The following is a 17,491-nucleotide window of genomic DNA, read 5'->3' as shown; positions in this document are numbered from 1 at the left end:
TTTATTTTACTCTTACCTCAGAGAGGGAGCAACGAATACGATGAAAAATTATTATGCGGTGCTTGAGGTGGACAAAGGCGCTTCGGCGGAAGAAATCAAAAAAGCGTACCGAAGGCTGGCCAAAAAGTACCATCCTGACGTCAACAAAGGCGACCCCAAAGCAGAGGAACGTTTCAAGCTGGTGCATGAAGCCTATAGCACGCTGGGGAACCCGGAGTTGAGAGCCGCGTATGACAGGCAGCCTGATCCTGCATCGCAAGGTAGCGGTAAAGGTCGTTCGTCAGCGCAAGCTGATGCACGGCAGGGCAGCTCGGCCCGAACCCATCAGGACATGAAAGACCCTGGTCAGTTCTGGGGAGACCCGTCGCGGATGCAACAACAATTCGAGCAATTTTTCGGCTATCGTTCCAAGGGCAAGGATGCTGCGAACGGGAGTAAAACAGGGGCCAAAGATCCAACGGACATGTCCGCCATGTTTGAGCGTTATTTCGGAGTGCGAAAAAAGTAGGCCGGAAATCCAGCGAATGGGCGCATCCGGTGCACGCGGGGGTTTGAAAGGTGAGACGAGGAAGATCGGTATTAACGATGACGCTGGATGCTTGCGTCGCCGCAATTTCGTTAACCGTGTTATATTACATATTTTTTATCAATCGGGACATGGGTGCCCAGTGGGTAACAGGTGTTATCGTCATTTTGTCCGGAGGAGCGTATTTACTGCTCAAATATTTGCCTGCATCGCAAGGAAGCAGGGTCAGGAAGAAAACCGCGGTGTCTTCTCGTATCGTGAAGCTGGTGCTTCTCGATGACGATGGAACCAGCGTGAAGGAATGGTATATCCAGGGCGAAACGAGCGTCCTGATCGGCAAAAGCACCAAATCGATCGAAGCGGATATCGATCTGTCCGACACGCCGTATGCTTCCCTGATCAGCCCGCAGCATGCCGTGCTGAACAAGGCATCCGGCCAATGGTACATCGAGGATATCGATTCGACCAGCGGCGTCGGCATACGCAAGGGCAATCAGAGCCGAGCGAACAAATTGGAAATCGAGGAACCCAGCCTGATCGAGGCCGGGGACTTAATTTATATTGCCAACACGCGGATTTTGGTCAAGTAGTTGGCGGGCGACAATAACCAAGCTTACGGGGGAATGAAACGAAATGAGTCTGACGAGATGCGCTAATGGACATATGTTCAGCACGAGAAGGCATGGAAATACGTGCCCATACTGCAATCTGACGGTGGAGTCGCCAGCTGCGCCTAGCGGGGGAACCGCGGCAGCCGTACCGCGTGCGCCCCGCACGGCGGAAGACGACAAAACGATGCCTTATTTGGGCGAAACTACGGGCATTGAGCCTGTAACCGGTTGGCTGGTGTGCATTGAAGGCGCGCAGATGGGTCAGGATTACCGCATTATGGCGGAGAAAAATTTCATTGGCCGTTCCGAAGAGATGCATGTACGGATTCTGGGCGACAATACGATCTCCCGCCGCAATCATGCGGTCATCGTGTACGATCCGAAGAAGCGCAATTTTTATCTGCTGCCTGGAGATGCCTCTGGGCTTGCCTACCACAATAACGAGGCCGTTTATTCACCGGTAGAGTTGGCCGCATATGACGTCATTCAGCTCGGACGCAGCAAATTTCTCTTCATTCCATTGTGCGGCGTGCACTTTGAGTGGGAGCAGCAGTGAGTACGTTCATGATCCTGTGGAATGACAAGGAGCTGACCCCGTATTGGGTACTTGCGTGCGGCTGCATGCTGGTCGGGCTGCTCTTGTTCGTCCGAAGCCGAATAAATCCGGTGCGGCAGCGTGACGACGTGCCTTTGGAAGCACAGATCGGAAACGGTCAGACCATCGGGGCACGCAGCGAACAGGACGATTATTTTGCCAGCGCATCCATGCCGTTCGGTTTGCTGGCCGTGCTCGCCGACGGCATCAGCGGTCTGTCAGGGGGCAAGATGGCCAGTACGACGGCCGTAGAGACCTTTATTCGCGAATTCCAGGAGCAGGAGCATTTCCCGGACGTGCAGGAGTTTTATCAAAACACATCCCACATGGCCAATCAAGCCATTCTGCGCAAACAGCAGGGCGTGCCGGGAGGAACAACACTGGTAAGCGCGTTGATTCGGGGCCGGAACCTGTACTGGGGAGCGGTCGGAGACAGCATTCTTGCCGTATTTCGCAAGGGCGAGCTCGTTCCGATCAATCACAAGCATACGCTGGAGAGTCAGCTGGAAGAGCAGTACATGTCCGGCGAGATTACGGAACAGGAGGCCCTGGACAATCCGCAGCGCAAAAGGCTGGTCAACTATTTGGGCTACGAGCATTTCAGGCAGATGGAAATCGCGGACGAGCCGTTTGCGCTGCAGCCGGGGGACAAGATCGTCCTGTGCAGCGACGGCGTGTACAACACGCTGACCGAGATGGAGCTGGAAACGCTGCTTGCCCGGGACCAGTCTCCGCATGATACGGCACAGGACATCATCGATTTGATCGAAGAAAAACGACTGGTGCATCAGGATAACGCCACGATCATCATTCTGGAACAGGGATGGTAGAACGTTCGGGACAGCGGGGCACCGACACATGAAATGGGGAGACAGATGAGAAAGGAGAACAGCGACTTCAAGATGGCCTTTGTCTCGGAGGCAGGGTCATTTCTGAAAAACCGGGATTACTATGGCTGCGTGGAGCTTGAGGATTACGCCTGCTATATCATCGCGGACGGACTGGATACGGATGCCGAAGTGAACAGCGCCGAGATGCTGGTACAGGCCTTGTTGGAGTCTTTCATGGACAAACCGACGTTATCGAAACGGCGTCTGACGGAGTATATCAGTATAGCGCATGGATGGCTTCAACACGAGAGCCGCCGGGTCAGATTAAAAGCCGGTTTCGTCATCGTTGTGACGGATTATACCCGCATGGTCTGGGGTTCGGCGGGCCACAGCCGCCTGTACCATCTGCGGGGGAACAGGCTTGTGCTGAAAAGCCGGGATCACAGCATGGCGGCCCAGCTGGCTTCGGACGGACAGATCCCCGAGGACCGGATCGATCAGCATGACGAGCGCGGCAACCTGAATGAATATGCGGGCAAGCCGGGCAAGATCACGCCTTTTGTGTCCGAGAAAATCAAACTGGCCGATGGAGACGCATTGGTGCTCTGTACGCCAGGCATCTGGGAAGGCGTGCATGACGCGGAAATGATCGATGCCGCGGAAGCGGCGAACGATCCGCGCACCTTGGTGGATACGCTGGAAGAGGTCATGCTCAGCAAACAGCGAAGCCGGGTAGAGAACTATACGGCTGCCGCAATCTACGTGAACAAAATTTTCCACGAAGAACCGAAAAACCGCAAAAAGTGGATCAAACGCATTGCGATCATGTTGGTCATGCTGCTTGTTTTCGGGGGAGCGGGACTGTTCTACAAAATCAAAACGGCGGCAAACAAGGCGGAGTGGGCGACGGAGATGCTGGAATACGAGCAGAGTGCGGACCAGTTCGTGAAGGAGCAGGAATACGCCAAGGCCGTGTCGGATTACAGCTTGGCCCGCAACAACTCGATCAAGATCAAGGACCCGATCCACAAAAAACTGCTTACGGCCAAGATGACGGCGGCTCAGACGCTCGTCGACGGCGAAGCCCATCTCAAAGAAGGCGATATTGCCAAGGCGACAGCCAGTTATACGAAGGCATTGGAACAATCCGAGCCGTACAGCATGTTCGACCGGGCATCGATTCAGGAGCGTTTGGAGCAAATGACGACCTTCCAGCAGGTGCAGGATTGGGTGACCGAAGGCGATCTCAAGATGCAGAACGGAGATTACAGCGGAGCGATCACCATGTACAAACGAGCGCGTACGGCCGCGACGGAAACGGCGTACAAGGAAGCGCTCAAGGAAATCGCGACCAAGCTGGAGGAAGCGGAGACGAAACGTGCCGACATCAAGCGCCAATCGCGCCAGCTTCAGGCCGATACGCTGGAGCAGAAGGGTGACAGGTACAACGAAGCCGGAGATTACGCGGGTGCGTTGGAAGCTTATGAAAAGGCACAGGGCATTTACCAGGAGATCGACATGCTGGAACGTGTGCTGGCGATGGAACGCAAAATCAACAAGCTCGATGAAAAGCTGAATCCGCCGATTCCGGCCACCGATCCGCTGCTGGACGGCGGATTGGATGCAGGTCTTGGCCTGGATTCCACGGGCCTCTCGTCCAATCTGTCCGGCGCAGCGGAACCAACGGGCACCAGCCCGGCCGGTTCTTCGGGGAACGCGACGTCTTCAGGCACGACGAGTTCGAACGGAAGCGGCGCGGCGGGTTCGGGCCAGTCAGCGGGTACAGGCGCAACCGGCACCAGCTCGTCCGGCTCCTCTGATCATGAGGGCGAGAGCGATTTACCATCAGAGGTTGGGGAAGCCCGATCGGGAGCGGTCAGCACGAACAAGGAGCAGTAATAATCAATACGATCATTAACCCGGGAGGGGAGAGACAGGATGAAGGACATTATCCGTGACCGGCTGAACAAGATGGAAGACTTGGAGCAGCGCCGCGTTTTGAAAAACCTGATGACCGGCGTGTTCCTGAACCTGGTCGAATACCAGGAAGAGTTGAACCGGCAGATTGAGCAGCGCGTGTTCGACGAGGTGGAGAATCAGGAGGAGCGCCATGACGTCTTTGTCACTCTGAGCTCCCGGGAAGATCTGGACCCGATACATGAATACCTGTATCCGATGCTGCCGGAGGATGCGGAGCCGCAGACCGTGTACTTGAGCGAGGCAGCCGCAGCTCTGGCGAAAAAGGAAGAACTCAAGCTGTTCACCTTCTACATGGATTGCAGCCAGTATGAGTTAGGGAAGTTGTTGAACAGCCAGCGCACTTTCACCGGGGAGATCGTTACGGCCGAGGGCCGTTACGGGATCAAGGTAAAGTTGAAACCAAGCACGTTATATGTAAGCAAAATCGAGGAACTGTATCGGATTTTTCGTAAAAACAGCCTTGCCTGGAAGACGGTGAATGCGCCTTATGCTTACAAATTCGTCGACTGCGTGCTCGTTGCATCCGAAGATGGAGAGATGTGGGATACGGGACAACAGGTCAAGGAACTGACGGTGCATCTGGAAGAATTCGAACGATATAAACGAACCAACCTCGTTCCGCTGTGGAACATTCAGAAGCTGGACATGAAGACCGGCGGGTTTCCCGTTCCCGCAGCGGATCGTGTCAATTATGAGCATGTGCTGCCGCTTCGCAAGACGGGCACCGAGCATGGATACCTGGTCGATGGCGAAGAAGCGCACATTCGATACATCAAACGGTCGGAGGAGGACATCACGATCGTCTCTCCGCTGGAGAAATCGGATTCCTGGACGGTCATGAAAGTGACCGTTCCCGTAGCTACCCGCATTGGCAAAATGGATTACCCCATGTTCTCCAATGCAAAGCGGGAAGGATTTGCAGGCAAGTACGCCCGGCAGGAAGGTCGATCTGTCCGTTCCAAGGGGGAAATTGCGCGAATGATCCATGCGTTTCAGGCTGCAGAAGGCTTGGAGCTGGAAGACGTGCAGATTGCTCCTCCGGGAACCCCGACGGGCGTTACGTATCCGCTGAACTCGTTCATGAGTGACCACGTTCGCGTCGAGGCGGACAAACGCCGGATGATCATGAAGTTCGCCAAACGGGCTGCCCCGCAGGATCAGGACGTTTATTTGGACGATCTGCTCAGCTTCCTGGTATCGGAGGTCCAGCTGTCCTTCCCGGAATATCGATGCGAAGGGAAATGGGTGTGACGAGCCATGAACTACATTTGGGATCTGATCATTCGAGCGAAGCAAAATGGGACAGACTTGCGGGAACTTACGTTCATTCCGGCAAAAGTGTACTCTCCTTACATGGAACTCAGCCAGGTCGACTTGAATGCTGCTGATGTCGGACAGATCGTCGAAGTGAACCCGTATTACCGGTTTTACGATATTTTCAGGGATCTTTTCGATATCAACAACGAGGAGTACGTGGAGCTGCGCGAAACCTTGTTCGATCTGGTCATGCATTTCCTTGCAGACATGGATCTCATGCAGGGAATGAACAAACGTGAATATCACATTCGTTTCATTCTGAGGGACATGCGCTCGGGAATTTACGGTGAACGCATACGCCGCAGACTCGAACTGTTCGATCGGGAGCAGCAGGAAGTCATTGCCTGCAACTTGCTTCGGTTGTACGACACCGGAGAGGCCGTTCACCTGCTTCGGGATACGCTCGTACGGATGTTTCCGCGCTCGACGCTGTATGCCAATTGCGAAGAAAAGGATGAACTGCTCCTGTATATCGGACAGGAAGAACGAACCGAGGCGCGCGAGAAGCTGGAACTGATTCTGGAACTGCTTTTGCCGGTCAGGTTCGATACGGAGATCTATTGGGAGCATCACTTTGGCATTCTGGATGCGGACTATACGCTGGTTCAGGATGGAATCGCGCTGTATTGATCGCCAAGCAACGCCCATCCATAGAGTACAAAGGACGATTAGCGGTTGGCTTCAGCCGCCTGCAAGAAGGAGGAACCATGAACGGATATTCATACAGGCTGTATCCAGACGCTGCCGGACGGGAGCGGGCCCGCGGAACGATGCGTTATACGCGTGAAGAGCTGATGGACATGACCACTTTTCAGCTGCGCAATATTTGCTACAAAGAAAGATTGGTCGAAGGGATCGGGGCCCGAACGGAGCGCGAAGAGCTGATCCGCATCATTCTGAAATTTCTGGGCGCAGACGATGTGCTGTGGATTCGGGAACAGCGCGAGGGCGGGTTCGAGCGGCTGCAGAAGGCCATTTCTCGTAATATGTCCACGCCGATGACTAGTGATGGGGGCGTAAGCGTTCCAGCGAGGCTGATTCTTTATGAAGGGCTGAAGGTGGACAAGCTGGACCGCTACATCGTCACGGCGCCGGGAGGATTGGTCGAGTCCAATGTGCTGTTGGTGAACGAAACGATGGAGTTATGCGGCATCTTCAATCTGGTAAAGGACGAAGGGGCTCATGGCACGTTCTATCTGACCGCAGCTCCCGGTTCGACTTGGAGACGGACGGGCAACAGGCAGTACAGCTTGCTGTTTTTCCGGAAAAGGGATTCGGAATACCTCTATCAGAGCTATTATTCCGACAGGCCGCTGCCTCCGGTACATATTCAATACACCCAAATTCCGCTGGCCGATCTCGAAATCCGGGAGCTTGAGCCGACGGAAGCCGTGCTTGCGGTTGATTTTGGCACCTCCAACACGACGGCAGGCGCCTATTTGCATACCGGCTACATTCAGGCACCGAGCAGCCAGGATCTGCTGAATGGCCGGGTTCGTCTGGACGAAATCAACTACGTGGCTTTTCCCGATCCGACCTACAGGCAGACGGAATGGATCGAGGTTTTGCCTACCGCTGTCGGCGTGGCCGATTGTTCCGATCCTGCGAACATTCGTTACGAATTCGGTTACGAGGCACTGCGGAGCATGAGGCGCGGGGGATACAGCAGCAGGGCGAGTTTGTTCCGCAACATGAAGCGTTGGGTGAACGATTACAACAAAAAGGAAGAGATCGTGGACCCGCACGGCAATGCCGCCATCGTGACGCGCATGGATCTGTTGCGGGCGTATATGAACTATGTGATCCGTACGGCGGAGCATCAGTTCAAGTGCCGGTTCCGGCACGTGCATTTGTCCAGTCCGGTGAAGATGAAGGCGCAGTTTCTGCAAATGTTCGAAGAGATGCTGCCGGAGTACGACATCGAACGGGAATATGCGCTGGATGAAGGAATGGCGGTTCTGTACAACACGCTCGCGGACGGCATGGAACGAGGGTCCTTCATGGAAGGGCAGACGTATCATGCGCTGGTGATCGATTGCGGCGGGGGAACGACCGATTTGTCGTCATGTGCCTTTACGGTGGAGGACGGGCAGATCGCCTACCATCTCGACATTCACACCACCTATGAGAACGGGGATACCAACTTCGGCGGACATAACCTGACGTATCGCATCATGCAGTTCATGAAAATCGCGTTTGCCGATTATTACGAGGGCAAGCGCCGCATGGTCGACATCGACAGCCTGATCGAAGCGCCCGGCGCGGACGTGTTCCGTCAGGTGGACGAGGAAGGGGTACAGGCCGTGTACGCCAAGCTGGAGGAACGTTACCGTGAAGCGGAAAGGCTTATTCCGACCGCCTTTGCCCGGCGGGAGAACGCTTCGCGCGACGAGTATTTGCGAGTCAGGGGCAATTTTTATTTTCTATGGGAAATCGCCGAGGAAATGAAGCAGCAGTTTTTTCGCAAAACGGGCATTCTGCGTAATCGGTTCCATTCGGAACTGGAGGATGACGGCGATAACGACTTGCAAATTACGACCATGGAGCGCTGGTTCCTGTCGGTCCAACGGGACGGCGTGCTGAAGGATGAGTACGAATTCCCCGATGTGGTGTTCAACATCAAGGAAATTACGCAGCTGATCAAAGCAGACATCTACGATGTCGTGCGCAAGTTCCTCGATGAATTTTACAGGCAGGGCCGGATGAGCCAATATTCGATCATCAAGCTGACAGGTCAGTCGTGCCGGATTGACGTTTTCCGGGAAGCGCTGAAAGAGTTCGTACCAGGCAAAAGCATTGAATTTCGCCAGAAACCGGCGGAAGGCCGGGTGCCGGATCTGAAGCTCGCTTGCCTTAGAGGGGCAATTAGGTATTTAAGCTCGCGGAAGAACGGCACGGTACGGGCGCAGATTACCCACGATGCCGCCGTGATTCCATACAAAATCAGCGCATACACCCACAATGGGCGGGAAAAAGCGCTCATCAGCAGCCTGGATCGAAGCGACGGCATTCCGGGCAGCATCTCCAGACCGTCCGAGACGACCGAAGTCGAGCTGTACGTCAGCGGCAGCGACGGATTTCTCAGACACAAGCTGGTATATGGCAACCGTCCGAACATGTACAAGGAAGTGCTGTATGAGGACATTCGCGATCAATACCAAGGCAAAATTCCGCAGGATGATACCGACTCGATCGTGAACGGCGAGACGAAGTTTTTCGTTTTCCCGGATGATCGCCATTGGGGCTTCTACGTCCTGCCGGTTGCTCGAAAGAACGAACGGCTCTATCTTGGTCCGCAGAAGCTGTTTCCGTTCGAGCCGGATCTGTCGGAATTGGACTTCTTTGACGGGATGAAGTAGAGAAACCGGACCAAGGGAATGGCACAAGATGAAGTGCCCGTGAAGATTGCCCGGAGTGCGTCGTCAGGCGCTGGCTCCGGTTCGAAGGGAGGGAGAAGTTGATGTTCACGCATGCGTATCCGCATTTCCAGAAGGGCCGCATTCTCAAAACCGCCATGCTGGAGCAGCTTCGGGATTATCCGCGCGACTATCTGGAACTCCGCTACCGCAACTATGCGAACGGCATTATTGCCGGGGCGGAGGTTAAAGTAAAGGCAGACAAGCTGTCCATATCCCCCGGCATCGTGCTGTACCACGGCAAACTGTATATGCTGACCGAACAAATAGACATGTCTTACGTGGCGACAGGCCGTATGACGCTTCTGAAGGTTCGGCTGCTCGAAGAAACCACGATTCAGGATATCACAACAGGTTCGATGGAGCTTGTGCTGGATGAAGAGGAATGCAGTGCTGGCGAACTGGAGCTGGGTCGCTTCAAGCTTAAAGAAGGTGCAAGGCTCAGGCAGGATTACCAGACGTTCGCGGATCTGGCGACCGAGTTCAACACCTTGCACGTCATCCATGTACCTTATGCGGCGGAAGGGGCCAGCACGTTGTCCCCGCTCATGATGAGGGATTATGCGGACCGGCTGATGCGTACCGGCACGACCGATCCGCTGGACCTGACGTTTGCCATGATGTGCCTGAACGAGGGGATCGTGAATCGGCGGGTGATCCAGCATTACATTGCGAGCAGGCTCGGACAGGAAGTTAGGGACTACGGCAATGCCCAGATTCATCGCTACCTGGACCGGATCTTGGCCGGAGCGGGAGGCCGTGGCGGACGCCCGGGCTACCTGGGTAGCGGTCCGCAGCGAATGATCGTGGATTAAGAGGAGCGAGAGAAAGCTGCGGCTCAAACGGTTAATTCACGGAATGACATGTTGTACTCCAAGTAGAAAGGATGAGCGTGATGAAGCATTGGGACGAAAAGATTATGGCGATGATGAACGGCATGTCTACATCGCCAACCGATGATGGTTATGGTCATATCCCGGATGAACCCGAACCGGACCTTCATGCTGAATTTGTGCAGATCGGAGACGAACCATACTCTTTTGAGGAAACCGAATGTCTGGACGGGAAAATCAACCTGATGTTGCCGCGTACGTTCAAACCGATGTCTCCCCAAATGCTGGAATTGAAATATCCATCCCAGAATCGGCCGAAATGGGTCTATACGAATGCGGACGGCACCATTAATGTGGCAGTGAACCACACGACCAACCGATTGCCGCAGGAAGACTTGCCGCTTTTTAAGCAGAGCATGATTCAAATTTTGCGCCAAACTCAGAAATTGACCAAATGGTATGGGGATCATGATCGTAAGATCGATGGCAGGGATGTGGCCATTTGCGAGTTCCTTACCCCAGTCGTCAATGCCAATCTCTATCACTTCATGCTGTTCACTTCACTGGAGGACAGGGCACTGATGTGCACGTTCAATTGCACCGATCGGGAGATGGAGGACTGGCAACCGATTGCTTCTGCGATCATGAACTCTATCCGTTTTCAAGTCGAACATGAGCATGAAGGGAGTGCTTTGAATTGAGCATAGAAGCATTGTCTTACCAGAATGTGAGAGTCAGCCCGTTTGAGTTGGTCAGTCTTCAGGAACTATCCATCACGAAACAGATGAACGAGCATGCCCGCATGAAGTTTACGGGAATTGTTGACGAAGAGAAGAAGGATTCATATGTCCGATTAAGCGGCTCGGACACGCTGGTGGAGATTAGTCAAGTGGATGAGGAACGAGGCACTTCCGTGTTATTCAGCGGTTTGATTCTCAGCGTTAGCGTAACCGCGAACGGCGGGGTCTACACCCTGGAAGTGGAAGGCATCTCTCATACGCATGATCTGGATGTCCGTCGCAAAAGCCGTTCATTCCAAAACCACAGCATGACTTACCCCCAATTGTTGGACGCCATTGCGTCCGATTACCCCAATATCGATATCATGGATGCTGCGACAGATGGTGCGGCCATCGGCAAGTTCACGTTGCAATACGAAGAGACGGACTGGCAATTTCTGAAGCGGATTGCTTCCCGCTTGCGCACGGGCCTTATGCCAGCATCGGTATTCGATACGCCCAAGTTCTATTTCGGCGTCTTCGATACGTCATCCAAAGGCAAGCTTGAGGATTTCAATTACCGGGTGCGCAAACGGATGGACAAATATCGTTATACTTCCCAGAACACGAAAGTAGAAGTCGGCGAAGACGATTACGTGTACTACGAGGTCGAGACGAACCGGGTGCTGGATCTCGGTAATGCCATCGAATTCAAGGGCAGCCTGCTCTACGTCTATGAAGCCATGACCGAGATGAGGAACGGCCTGTTGAAACATCGCTATACGCTTAGTACACATCGCGGCTTGCGCCAAAATACCTTTCACAATGACAAAATCATAGGCGTCTCTTTACAAGGAAGCGTGATCGCCATCAACAAAGACAAGGTGCAGGTTCATCTGAACATTGACAAAGAGCAGAGCGCATCTGGTGCTCATGATTTCCCCTATCAATCCGTGTACACGGCGGAAGGCAACAGCGGTTGGTACGTTATGCCCGAGAAGGGCGACAGTGTTCGAATTTATTTTCCAAGCAACCGGGAAGAAGAAGGCGTGGCTACAAGTTCTGTCCGCCAGAACAGCGATGACGGAGAGAACAATAAGGTCAGCAACCCGGACCACAAGTATTTCCGTACCGCGGCAGGCAAGGAGCTCAAGATGACTCCGGAAGAGGTCATTGTGACAGGCAAGGATGGCGAGATCTTCATCCGGCTCAGCGAAGGCGGAGGAATCGAGATCATAAGCAGCCAGCAGGTCAAAATCACCGCCAAGGAAGACATCATGATGAATGCCGAGAAAAGCATCGTACTGTCCGCAAAAGAGGAGATCAGCCTGACTTGCAAGGAAAGCAACATCAAGCTTGACGGAACGACCGCATTGGTCGGGACAGAATTGAAAACCAATTAGGTGATCGGATCGGGATCGGGGCGGAAGCAATTTGGACAACATGGCTTTTGCCGGGCGGATTCCCCCATTCGGTCAGATGAATGTAAGTTATGTCTGATATTCATATAACAACATATTAATGCTATCTAGGTGGTGGGTTATGCATGAATATGGCACTTGAAAGGTTCAAGGAAGAGGTTGTAGTTCCGGTGCGTAGTCGGGTGTTACTCCATTGGGAGCGATTGTATGTCGAACAACGCGAACGATTGAAGCAAGAATTCGTCCATCATTTTGGCCAGTTCTGCGAGCGGGTTCTGCATGAGCAGCAGATTGGAGAGCACGGGCCGATTGGTCACGTTACTTACTCTATGCTCCGGACCTCCATGCTTGAAGGCCGGTTTCTGTATCTGGCCGAAGCTTCGGACGAAACATGGCTGTTTGATCCACGTTCGGTGGAGAGCAGTTATGATGCCGCGTGGGCCTTTGGTTACCTGAACGTCATGAAGAGCTGTTGGGAAGAGGAATTGGAACGGCCCGGATCGCCGTTTCGGGGAGCGATTCACCGTCCTGATGTTGAGCGGTTGCTGATTCAGGAGTCTGCGCATGGCCATGCCTATGTTACCTCGCTCATTCGTCATGCGTTGCCAGACGCGTTGGCTTGCGAGGCATTCGACCAATTGGACAAATGCGATGCATTCGAGGTAAGGGTGGGCGAGTACCTGGATGTGAGCGAATCGGTGTACCGGAGAGATTATGCCGATCAGGACGAGGCAGCCATTCGCAAATGGCTGTCGGAAGGCAACGATGAGGCTTACGGATACGGCACATTGGAACGAATGGATCTATCCGGCATGAATATGGACGGGATGGATCTGCGGTTTTCGGCTTTTCGCAGTCTGTTGTTCGGCGGCGGACGATTCCAGGCTTGTAACTTGACGGGCACATCGTGGGAAGGGTGCGAACTTACGGATACTCGGTGGGATCGAAGCGACATGTATGGGACACGGTTTCGAGGAAGCCGGCTGGTTGGAGCCACATTTTATGGAGTGAACGCACAGCGAGGGTTGCCTGATGCAGAACAATGGAACGGGCCGGGATTCGATGAGATTTCGTTTGCCGAATGCGATTTGCGGGAAGCGGATTTCATGCTGGCTAATCTTGGAGGAGCTGATTTTCGCGGAGCCGATCTGCGGGGAGCCGTCTTCGGCGTGTGTAATCTGACGGGAGCAGATTTCCGCGGCGCGGATGTAACGAAAACGGATTTCACCGGTTCTCTGCTGACAGAAGCACGGATGGACGAAGGAGCGTTCTGTTTGCTTCATGGTCGCCCGGAAGCCAGGGAACGGACGCTGCCGGATGGTCAGCCGATCGGAAATTCCCCGGAAGAGCTGAAGCAAGCCATGCAGCAGATTGGAGCAGTGGGAGGTCAGAGATGATGAAAGAAAGCTGGTTTCGAATTACGCAGGATCAGCGGATTGCGGATGCGATTGAACCTTTGCATGTGAAGGAGCGGATAAAACCGGAATGGATGCGGGGGGAGCTGCTTCATGAGCTGGAGCAGGCAACACTGCAATTTACGATTCGCCCAAGCCGCAGCCCGGTTGCTGTTGATCTGATCGAGCAGCCTTACCCTTTATGGTCAGATGATCTGAAACATGTGATGCAGGCCTTTGCGCCAAAACTGCTGTTTCGTGTGACTGGACTGATGGATCTGGAGCGCCAAAAGTTATATCCATATTGGTTCATGGTTCCGCCACGAATCGCTGCGCTGGCTGATGGCAGCGAATTCGATCGGAGCGGGCGTCTGCGCCGCTTACAGGTAGATGGAGATCGCTTGAACCGCACTCCATGGCCTGTCGTTCAGCTCACGGATCAGCGTTTGCAGGAAACGGTTCTGCTCGTCAATCTGGCACTGGCGGAAGCGATACTGAGACGGGAATTCATTGGTTTGAAGTTGGAACGGGTGGAATTGACCACTTGGGAGTTACAACGCTGAGAGGCATGAACGTCAAGTTGAACTATGGGCAGCCGCATTGCTGCCGACCCGAAGGGAGAAATGATGATGGCAGAGGCAATCGGAGCAACGAAACCGGATGTAGTGGATGAGGGGGCCGGCGGGCCGGCGTACGTCGTCGCCGGGGCCATTCTGAGCTGTTCCTGCGGAACGCAGCTGAATCGGCTGAAGATTCCGTACAGTCACGGCGTGCATTTGAAAGAGAAAGCGCAATTGAATGTGGCAGATGCCACGCCGATGATTCACATCATGCCGTTTGGCAACTGCACGAGTCAATTGAATCCGGCCGTACAGGCGGGCGAATTCGATATCGAAGGCGTGCAGAAGGCACCTTGCATCCCCGTGGTGAGCACGCCGTGGATGGGCGGAAAGACGGATGTGCTGATCGAAAACGAACCTGCGCTATTAAGCACCTGCATGAACATGTGCCTGTATGGCGGATACATCCAGATTGAAGACGATGGACAGGAATTGGGGGGATCGTCCATCGGCGGAACAACCGGGTTCGGAGGCAATATCCGCTGATCGAAAGTGCTGGCATGTAGGTCTACAGAGGACCATCACTATATGTCCTTGATCAACGGATGTAGGGATGAGGCAAGGATGAAGGCGAGGAGAGGAGGAGAACGATGAGCATCGTGGAGTCGGCTGTCGGAGCGGGGAACATCCGGTGCCTGTCGCCCTATACGCTGCAGAGCATTCAGGAATTGCGGCTCGAACGAAGGGCAGGAGATCATGCAAGGCTGTTTCTCAAAGGCATCGTGCCGGATGAGCAACAGGATCGGGAGTTGAAACGGGCTGTTCAGTCGGAAAATGTGCAGTTGATCGAAACCGGAGATCAGGGGCAGGAAGTGCGCAAGTTGTTCCAGGGCATGGTGCAGGACGTGAGCATACGCCGGGTGCAAGGGATCTATCTGTTGGAACTCGAGGCGGTATCCTATTCTTACCTGTTGGATATTCAGCCACGAATCCGTTCGTTTCAGAACAAGGACCAGGATTGTGAAGACGTGATTCGCCAGGTGCTGACCGCCTATCCGAAGTCGGATGTCATCGATTACGTCAGCGGCGGTACGAAACTGGGCGCGTTGACATTGCAGTACCGGGAGACGGACTGGCAGTTTCTGCGGCGGATGGCTTCGAGGTTCGGGGCGGTAATTATTCCGGAGGTGACGGCGGATTCGCCGAAGCTCTACATCGGGGTTCCGGATGGACGATTCTCGGAACTGCCGGATCAAGGCTACACGCTGACCCGTGACATGAAGGCGCTGAAGGAAGCGTGGGCCGTGGGTGCAGCAGGCGTGACGGAAAAGGATTTTACGAAGTATACGGTGGATACACACCGTTGGTTCGCGCTTGGAGATACCGTGCTGTTCCGGGAAGAAGAGTTGAAAGTGGAAGCCAGCGTGAGCCTGCTGCTGGGGGGAATGTTGCGGCATACGGTGACGCTAAGCCCGGAGAGCGGCATACGCCAGAACGAGATCGTGAATGATGACATCGCAGGCGCAGCGCTGGATGGCAAGATCATCGGGGTATCCAAAGATACCGTGAAGGTACATTTGGACGTAGATGCCTCACAGTCCGAAGATGAGGCCAGCTGGATGCCGTATTCGGCGGTCTACGCCGGGGACGGCGGCGGATTCTACAGCATGCCCGAATCCGGAGATGCGGTCCAGGTGTATTTTTCGACGGGCCGGGAACGGGATGCCTTCGCCATGGGGTCGGTTCGACGTGGAGGTCAGCCTTCCCCAAAGACGGCCGATCCTGCGACCAAGAGCTGGGGAACGAACTATGGCAAAGAGATGAAAATGACCGATTCCGAGATGTCCCTGATTGCGACCGAAGGCAGCCTGTTCATTACGCTGGACGGCGGCGGCATCAACATTCAGAGCGATACCGGAATTGTAGCGGTAGCCGGGCAGGAATTCATGCTGGAAAGCGAGAAGAAGATAGGGATTGAGGCTCAGGAGACCATCTATCTTCAGTGCGGTGATAGCAGCATCATCCTGGATGGCATGACCGATCTGAAGGGCAGTGAAGTGCTGCTCGATGGATTGATCAAGTTGCCAGTGACGGTCGAGGATTTGGAGCCGGTGCCGGAGGCCCCCTTTGTATCCGAGGTGCAGGTGGAAGAAGAGCCGGAGGAGAAAAAGGGCTTCTGGGGAAAATTGCTGGACGTTACCCAAACCGTACTTGACGTTGCCGGGATGATCCCTGTCATCGGAGAGGTAGCGGACTTGGCTAACGCGGGAATCTATGCGGCACGGGGAGATTATGTGAATGCCGCATTGTCCGCCGCCGCAGCGATTCCGTTCGTCGGTTGGGCGGCGACGGGTGCAAAGTTTGCAGTGAAGGGTTCCAAGCTGTTGTCCAAGGCAGGCAAAGTCGTGGATAACGTGATGGGCGTTGCTGGCAAGGTGATGGACAAAGTAGGGCAAGTAGCACAGGCTGTCGGAAGCCTTGCGAAAAAGACGGGAGATGCGATCTCCGGTGCCTTGGGTAAGGTGCTCACGAAGGCCAAGGGTCTGGCGAGCAATTTCAGCCCAATGGATCTGGCCAACAAGTTGAAGAGCAAGCTTAATGATCTGATGATGAAATCGCCGATGTTGGCTAAAGCATTAGATATGGCTAATTCATTTAGCATGAATTTGATGACCGACATGATGTCTGATGCCATGTTTAGCGCCGCGCTAGATATGTTGGGACGATATGGCGATAACAACATTGTGTTGGCAGCAGGTATAATTTTAGGTAGTCATGGAGGGCCATCAAAATCCCCTCCTAAGGGTAAAGATGTTTACGGACCTCATTACGAAGAGGCTAAAAGTTTACATGAACAATATCCTGACTTTTTTGGTGACCCCGATAATCACACAATTGTCCAAGGTAAAGAACTAGCTAATATGCGCAAAGAATACGATGATTATGTTTCCCAAGGACGTTTAGAACGTGGACATCATAGAGATGGACTTGCATTTGGAGGTAAAAATGTCCCTGAAAATATCGTGTTTACTGGTGAAACAACCATTCAAAGAAGTAAGTTAGATGGAGTTGATCTGGATTTCTATAAACAATATGGTAAACCGAACGCCAAAGTATTAAAATTACATCAACAATCTCCTGGGGGGATCATTGTATTTGGAAATAATGATAGACATACTATGGCTACTAACTTCCAAAATAAAGTACTGCGGTGGCAAAGAGAAGTAGGTTTAAGAGGGAAGTCGAAAAAAAAGGGTGGAAAGACGAAAAAAGGAAAGGGGACATAATT

15 protein-coding genes are annotated in these 17,491 nt (G+C 53.7%); all 15 read left to right on the top strand.

What is annotated here, in order from left to right; translation table 11 throughout:
- The first annotated feature begins 40 nt into the window (after nt 1-40).
- Nucleotides 41-508: a DnaJ domain-containing protein gene (locus L6H98_RS31300; RefSeq protein WP_290371503.1), complete on the top strand. Its 468-nt coding sequence runs from the start codon at nt 41-43 to the stop codon at nt 506-508.
- 50 nt (nt 509-558) lie between these two features.
- Complete coding sequence (locus tag L6H98_RS28630; RefSeq protein WP_236421107.1) at nt 559-1,116, top strand: FHA domain-containing protein; 558 nt, start codon at nt 559-561, stop codon at nt 1,114-1,116.
- Nucleotides 1,117-1,159: 43 nt separating this feature from the next.
- Nucleotides 1,160-1,693: an FHA domain-containing protein gene (locus L6H98_RS28625; RefSeq protein ID WP_236421106.1), complete on the top strand. Its 534-nt coding sequence runs from the start codon at nt 1,160-1,162 to the stop codon at nt 1,691-1,693.
- Nucleotides 1,690-2,562 (top strand): protein phosphatase 2C domain-containing protein, encoded by an 873-nt coding sequence (locus L6H98_RS28620; protein WP_356724729.1) that lies wholly within the window; start codon nt 1,690-1,692, stop codon nt 2,560-2,562. Before L6H98_RS28625 ends, L6H98_RS28620 begins: the two co-directional genes overlap by 4 nt.
- Before the next feature lie 45 nt (nt 2,563-2,607).
- Entirely contained in the window at nt 2,608-4,461 is a 1,854-nt protein-coding gene (locus tag L6H98_RS28615) for a serine/threonine protein phosphatase (protein WP_236421105.1), read from the top strand.
- Between the two features lie 39 nt (nt 4,462-4,500).
- On the top strand, nt 4,501-5,793 hold the full coding sequence (locus L6H98_RS28610) for a normocyte-binding protein (protein WP_236421104.1): 1,293 nt from the start codon (nt 4,501-4,503) through the stop codon (nt 5,791-5,793).
- Between the two features lie 6 nt (nt 5,794-5,799).
- The gene (locus L6H98_RS28605; RefSeq protein WP_236421103.1) at nt 5,800-6,489 is read left to right on the top strand and encodes an iron-dependent peroxidase; all 690 of its coding nucleotides are present in this window, start codon (nt 5,800-5,802) and stop codon (nt 6,487-6,489) included.
- Between the two features lie 77 nt (nt 6,490-6,566).
- On the top strand, nt 6,567-9,218 hold the full coding sequence (locus L6H98_RS28600; protein ID WP_236421102.1) for a molecular chaperone: 2,652 nt from the start codon (nt 6,567-6,569) through the stop codon (nt 9,216-9,218).
- Nucleotides 9,219-9,319: 101 nt separating this feature from the next.
- A complete protein-coding gene (locus tag L6H98_RS28595) occupies nt 9,320-10,090 on the top strand; it encodes a DNA and RNA helicase (protein WP_236421101.1) in 771 nt (256 codons plus the stop codon).
- An 80-nt stretch (nt 10,091-10,170) separates the two neighbouring features.
- Nucleotides 10,171-10,809 carry a hypothetical protein gene (locus L6H98_RS28590; protein ID WP_236421100.1) on the top strand — a complete coding sequence of 213 codons (639 nt, stop codon included), beginning with the start codon at nt 10,171-10,173 and terminating at the stop codon, nt 10,807-10,809.
- Entirely contained in the window at nt 10,806-12,230 is a 1,425-nt protein-coding gene (locus tag L6H98_RS28585) for a contractile injection system protein, VgrG/Pvc8 family (RefSeq protein WP_236421099.1), read from the top strand. Before L6H98_RS28590 ends, L6H98_RS28585 begins: the two co-directional genes overlap by 4 nt.
- 143 nt (nt 12,231-12,373) lie before the next feature.
- Complete coding sequence (locus L6H98_RS28580; RefSeq protein WP_236421098.1) at nt 12,374-13,645, top strand: pentapeptide repeat-containing protein; 1,272 nt, start codon at nt 12,374-12,376, stop codon at nt 13,643-13,645.
- Nucleotides 13,642-14,205: a serine protease gene (locus L6H98_RS28575; protein ID WP_236421097.1), complete on the top strand. Its 564-nt coding sequence runs from the start codon at nt 13,642-13,644 to the stop codon at nt 14,203-14,205. Before L6H98_RS28580 ends, L6H98_RS28575 begins: the two co-directional genes overlap by 4 nt.
- A gap of 66 nt (nt 14,206-14,271) precedes the next feature.
- Entirely contained in the window at nt 14,272-14,748 is a 477-nt protein-coding gene (locus L6H98_RS28570) for a DUF4280 domain-containing protein (RefSeq protein ID WP_236421140.1), read from the top strand.
- A gap of 104 nt (nt 14,749-14,852) precedes the next feature.
- Entirely contained in the window at nt 14,853-17,489 is a 2,637-nt protein-coding gene (locus L6H98_RS28565; RefSeq protein WP_236421096.1) for a contractile injection system protein, VgrG/Pvc8 family, read from the top strand.
- The last annotated feature ends 2 nt before the right edge of the window (nt 17,490-17,491 follow it).

This window comes from Paenibacillus sp. JJ-223 (genome assembly GCF_927798175.1).
Lineage (GTDB): Bacteria > Bacillota > Bacilli > Paenibacillales > Paenibacillaceae > Paenibacillus > Paenibacillus hubeiensis.
This window is presented reverse-complemented; position numbering and strand designations above follow the sequence as displayed.

Bases quoted from the DNA above. Each gene is read 5' to 3' on its own strand.
- L6H98_RS28615 (WP_236421105.1), top strand. From the start codon at position 2,608: ATGAGAAAGGAGAACAGCGACTTCAAGATGGCCTTTGTCTCGGAGGCA.
- L6H98_RS28600 (WP_236421102.1), top strand. From the start codon at position 6,567: ATGAACGGATATTCATACAGGCTGTATCCAGACGCTGCCGGACGGGAG.
- L6H98_RS28580 (WP_236421098.1), top strand. From the start codon at position 12,374: ATGAATATGGCACTTGAAAGGTTCAAGGAAGAGGTTGTAGTTCCGGTG.
- L6H98_RS28575 (WP_236421097.1), top strand. From the start codon at position 13,642: ATGATGAAAGAAAGCTGGTTTCGAATTACGCAGGATCAGCGGATTGCG.
- L6H98_RS28565 (WP_236421096.1), top strand. From the start codon at position 14,853: ATGAGCATCGTGGAGTCGGCTGTCGGAGCGGGGAACATCCGGTGCCTG.
- L6H98_RS28610 (WP_236421104.1), top strand. From the start codon at position 4,501: ATGAAGGACATTATCCGTGACCGGCTGAACAAGATGGAAGACTTGGAG.
- L6H98_RS31300 (WP_290371503.1), top strand. From the start codon at position 41: ATGAAAAATTATTATGCGGTGCTTGAGGTGGACAAAGGCGCTTCGGCG.
- L6H98_RS28625 (WP_236421106.1), top strand. From the start codon at position 1,160: ATGAGTCTGACGAGATGCGCTAATGGACATATGTTCAGCACGAGAAGG.
- L6H98_RS28590 (WP_236421100.1), top strand. From the start codon at position 10,171: ATGAAGCATTGGGACGAAAAGATTATGGCGATGATGAACGGCATGTCT.
- L6H98_RS28595 (WP_236421101.1), top strand. From the start codon at position 9,320: ATGTTCACGCATGCGTATCCGCATTTCCAGAAGGGCCGCATTCTCAAA.
- L6H98_RS28570 (WP_236421140.1), top strand. From the start codon at position 14,272: ATGGCAGAGGCAATCGGAGCAACGAAACCGGATGTAGTGGATGAGGGG.
- L6H98_RS28605 (WP_236421103.1), top strand. From the start codon at position 5,800: ATGAACTACATTTGGGATCTGATCATTCGAGCGAAGCAAAATGGGACA.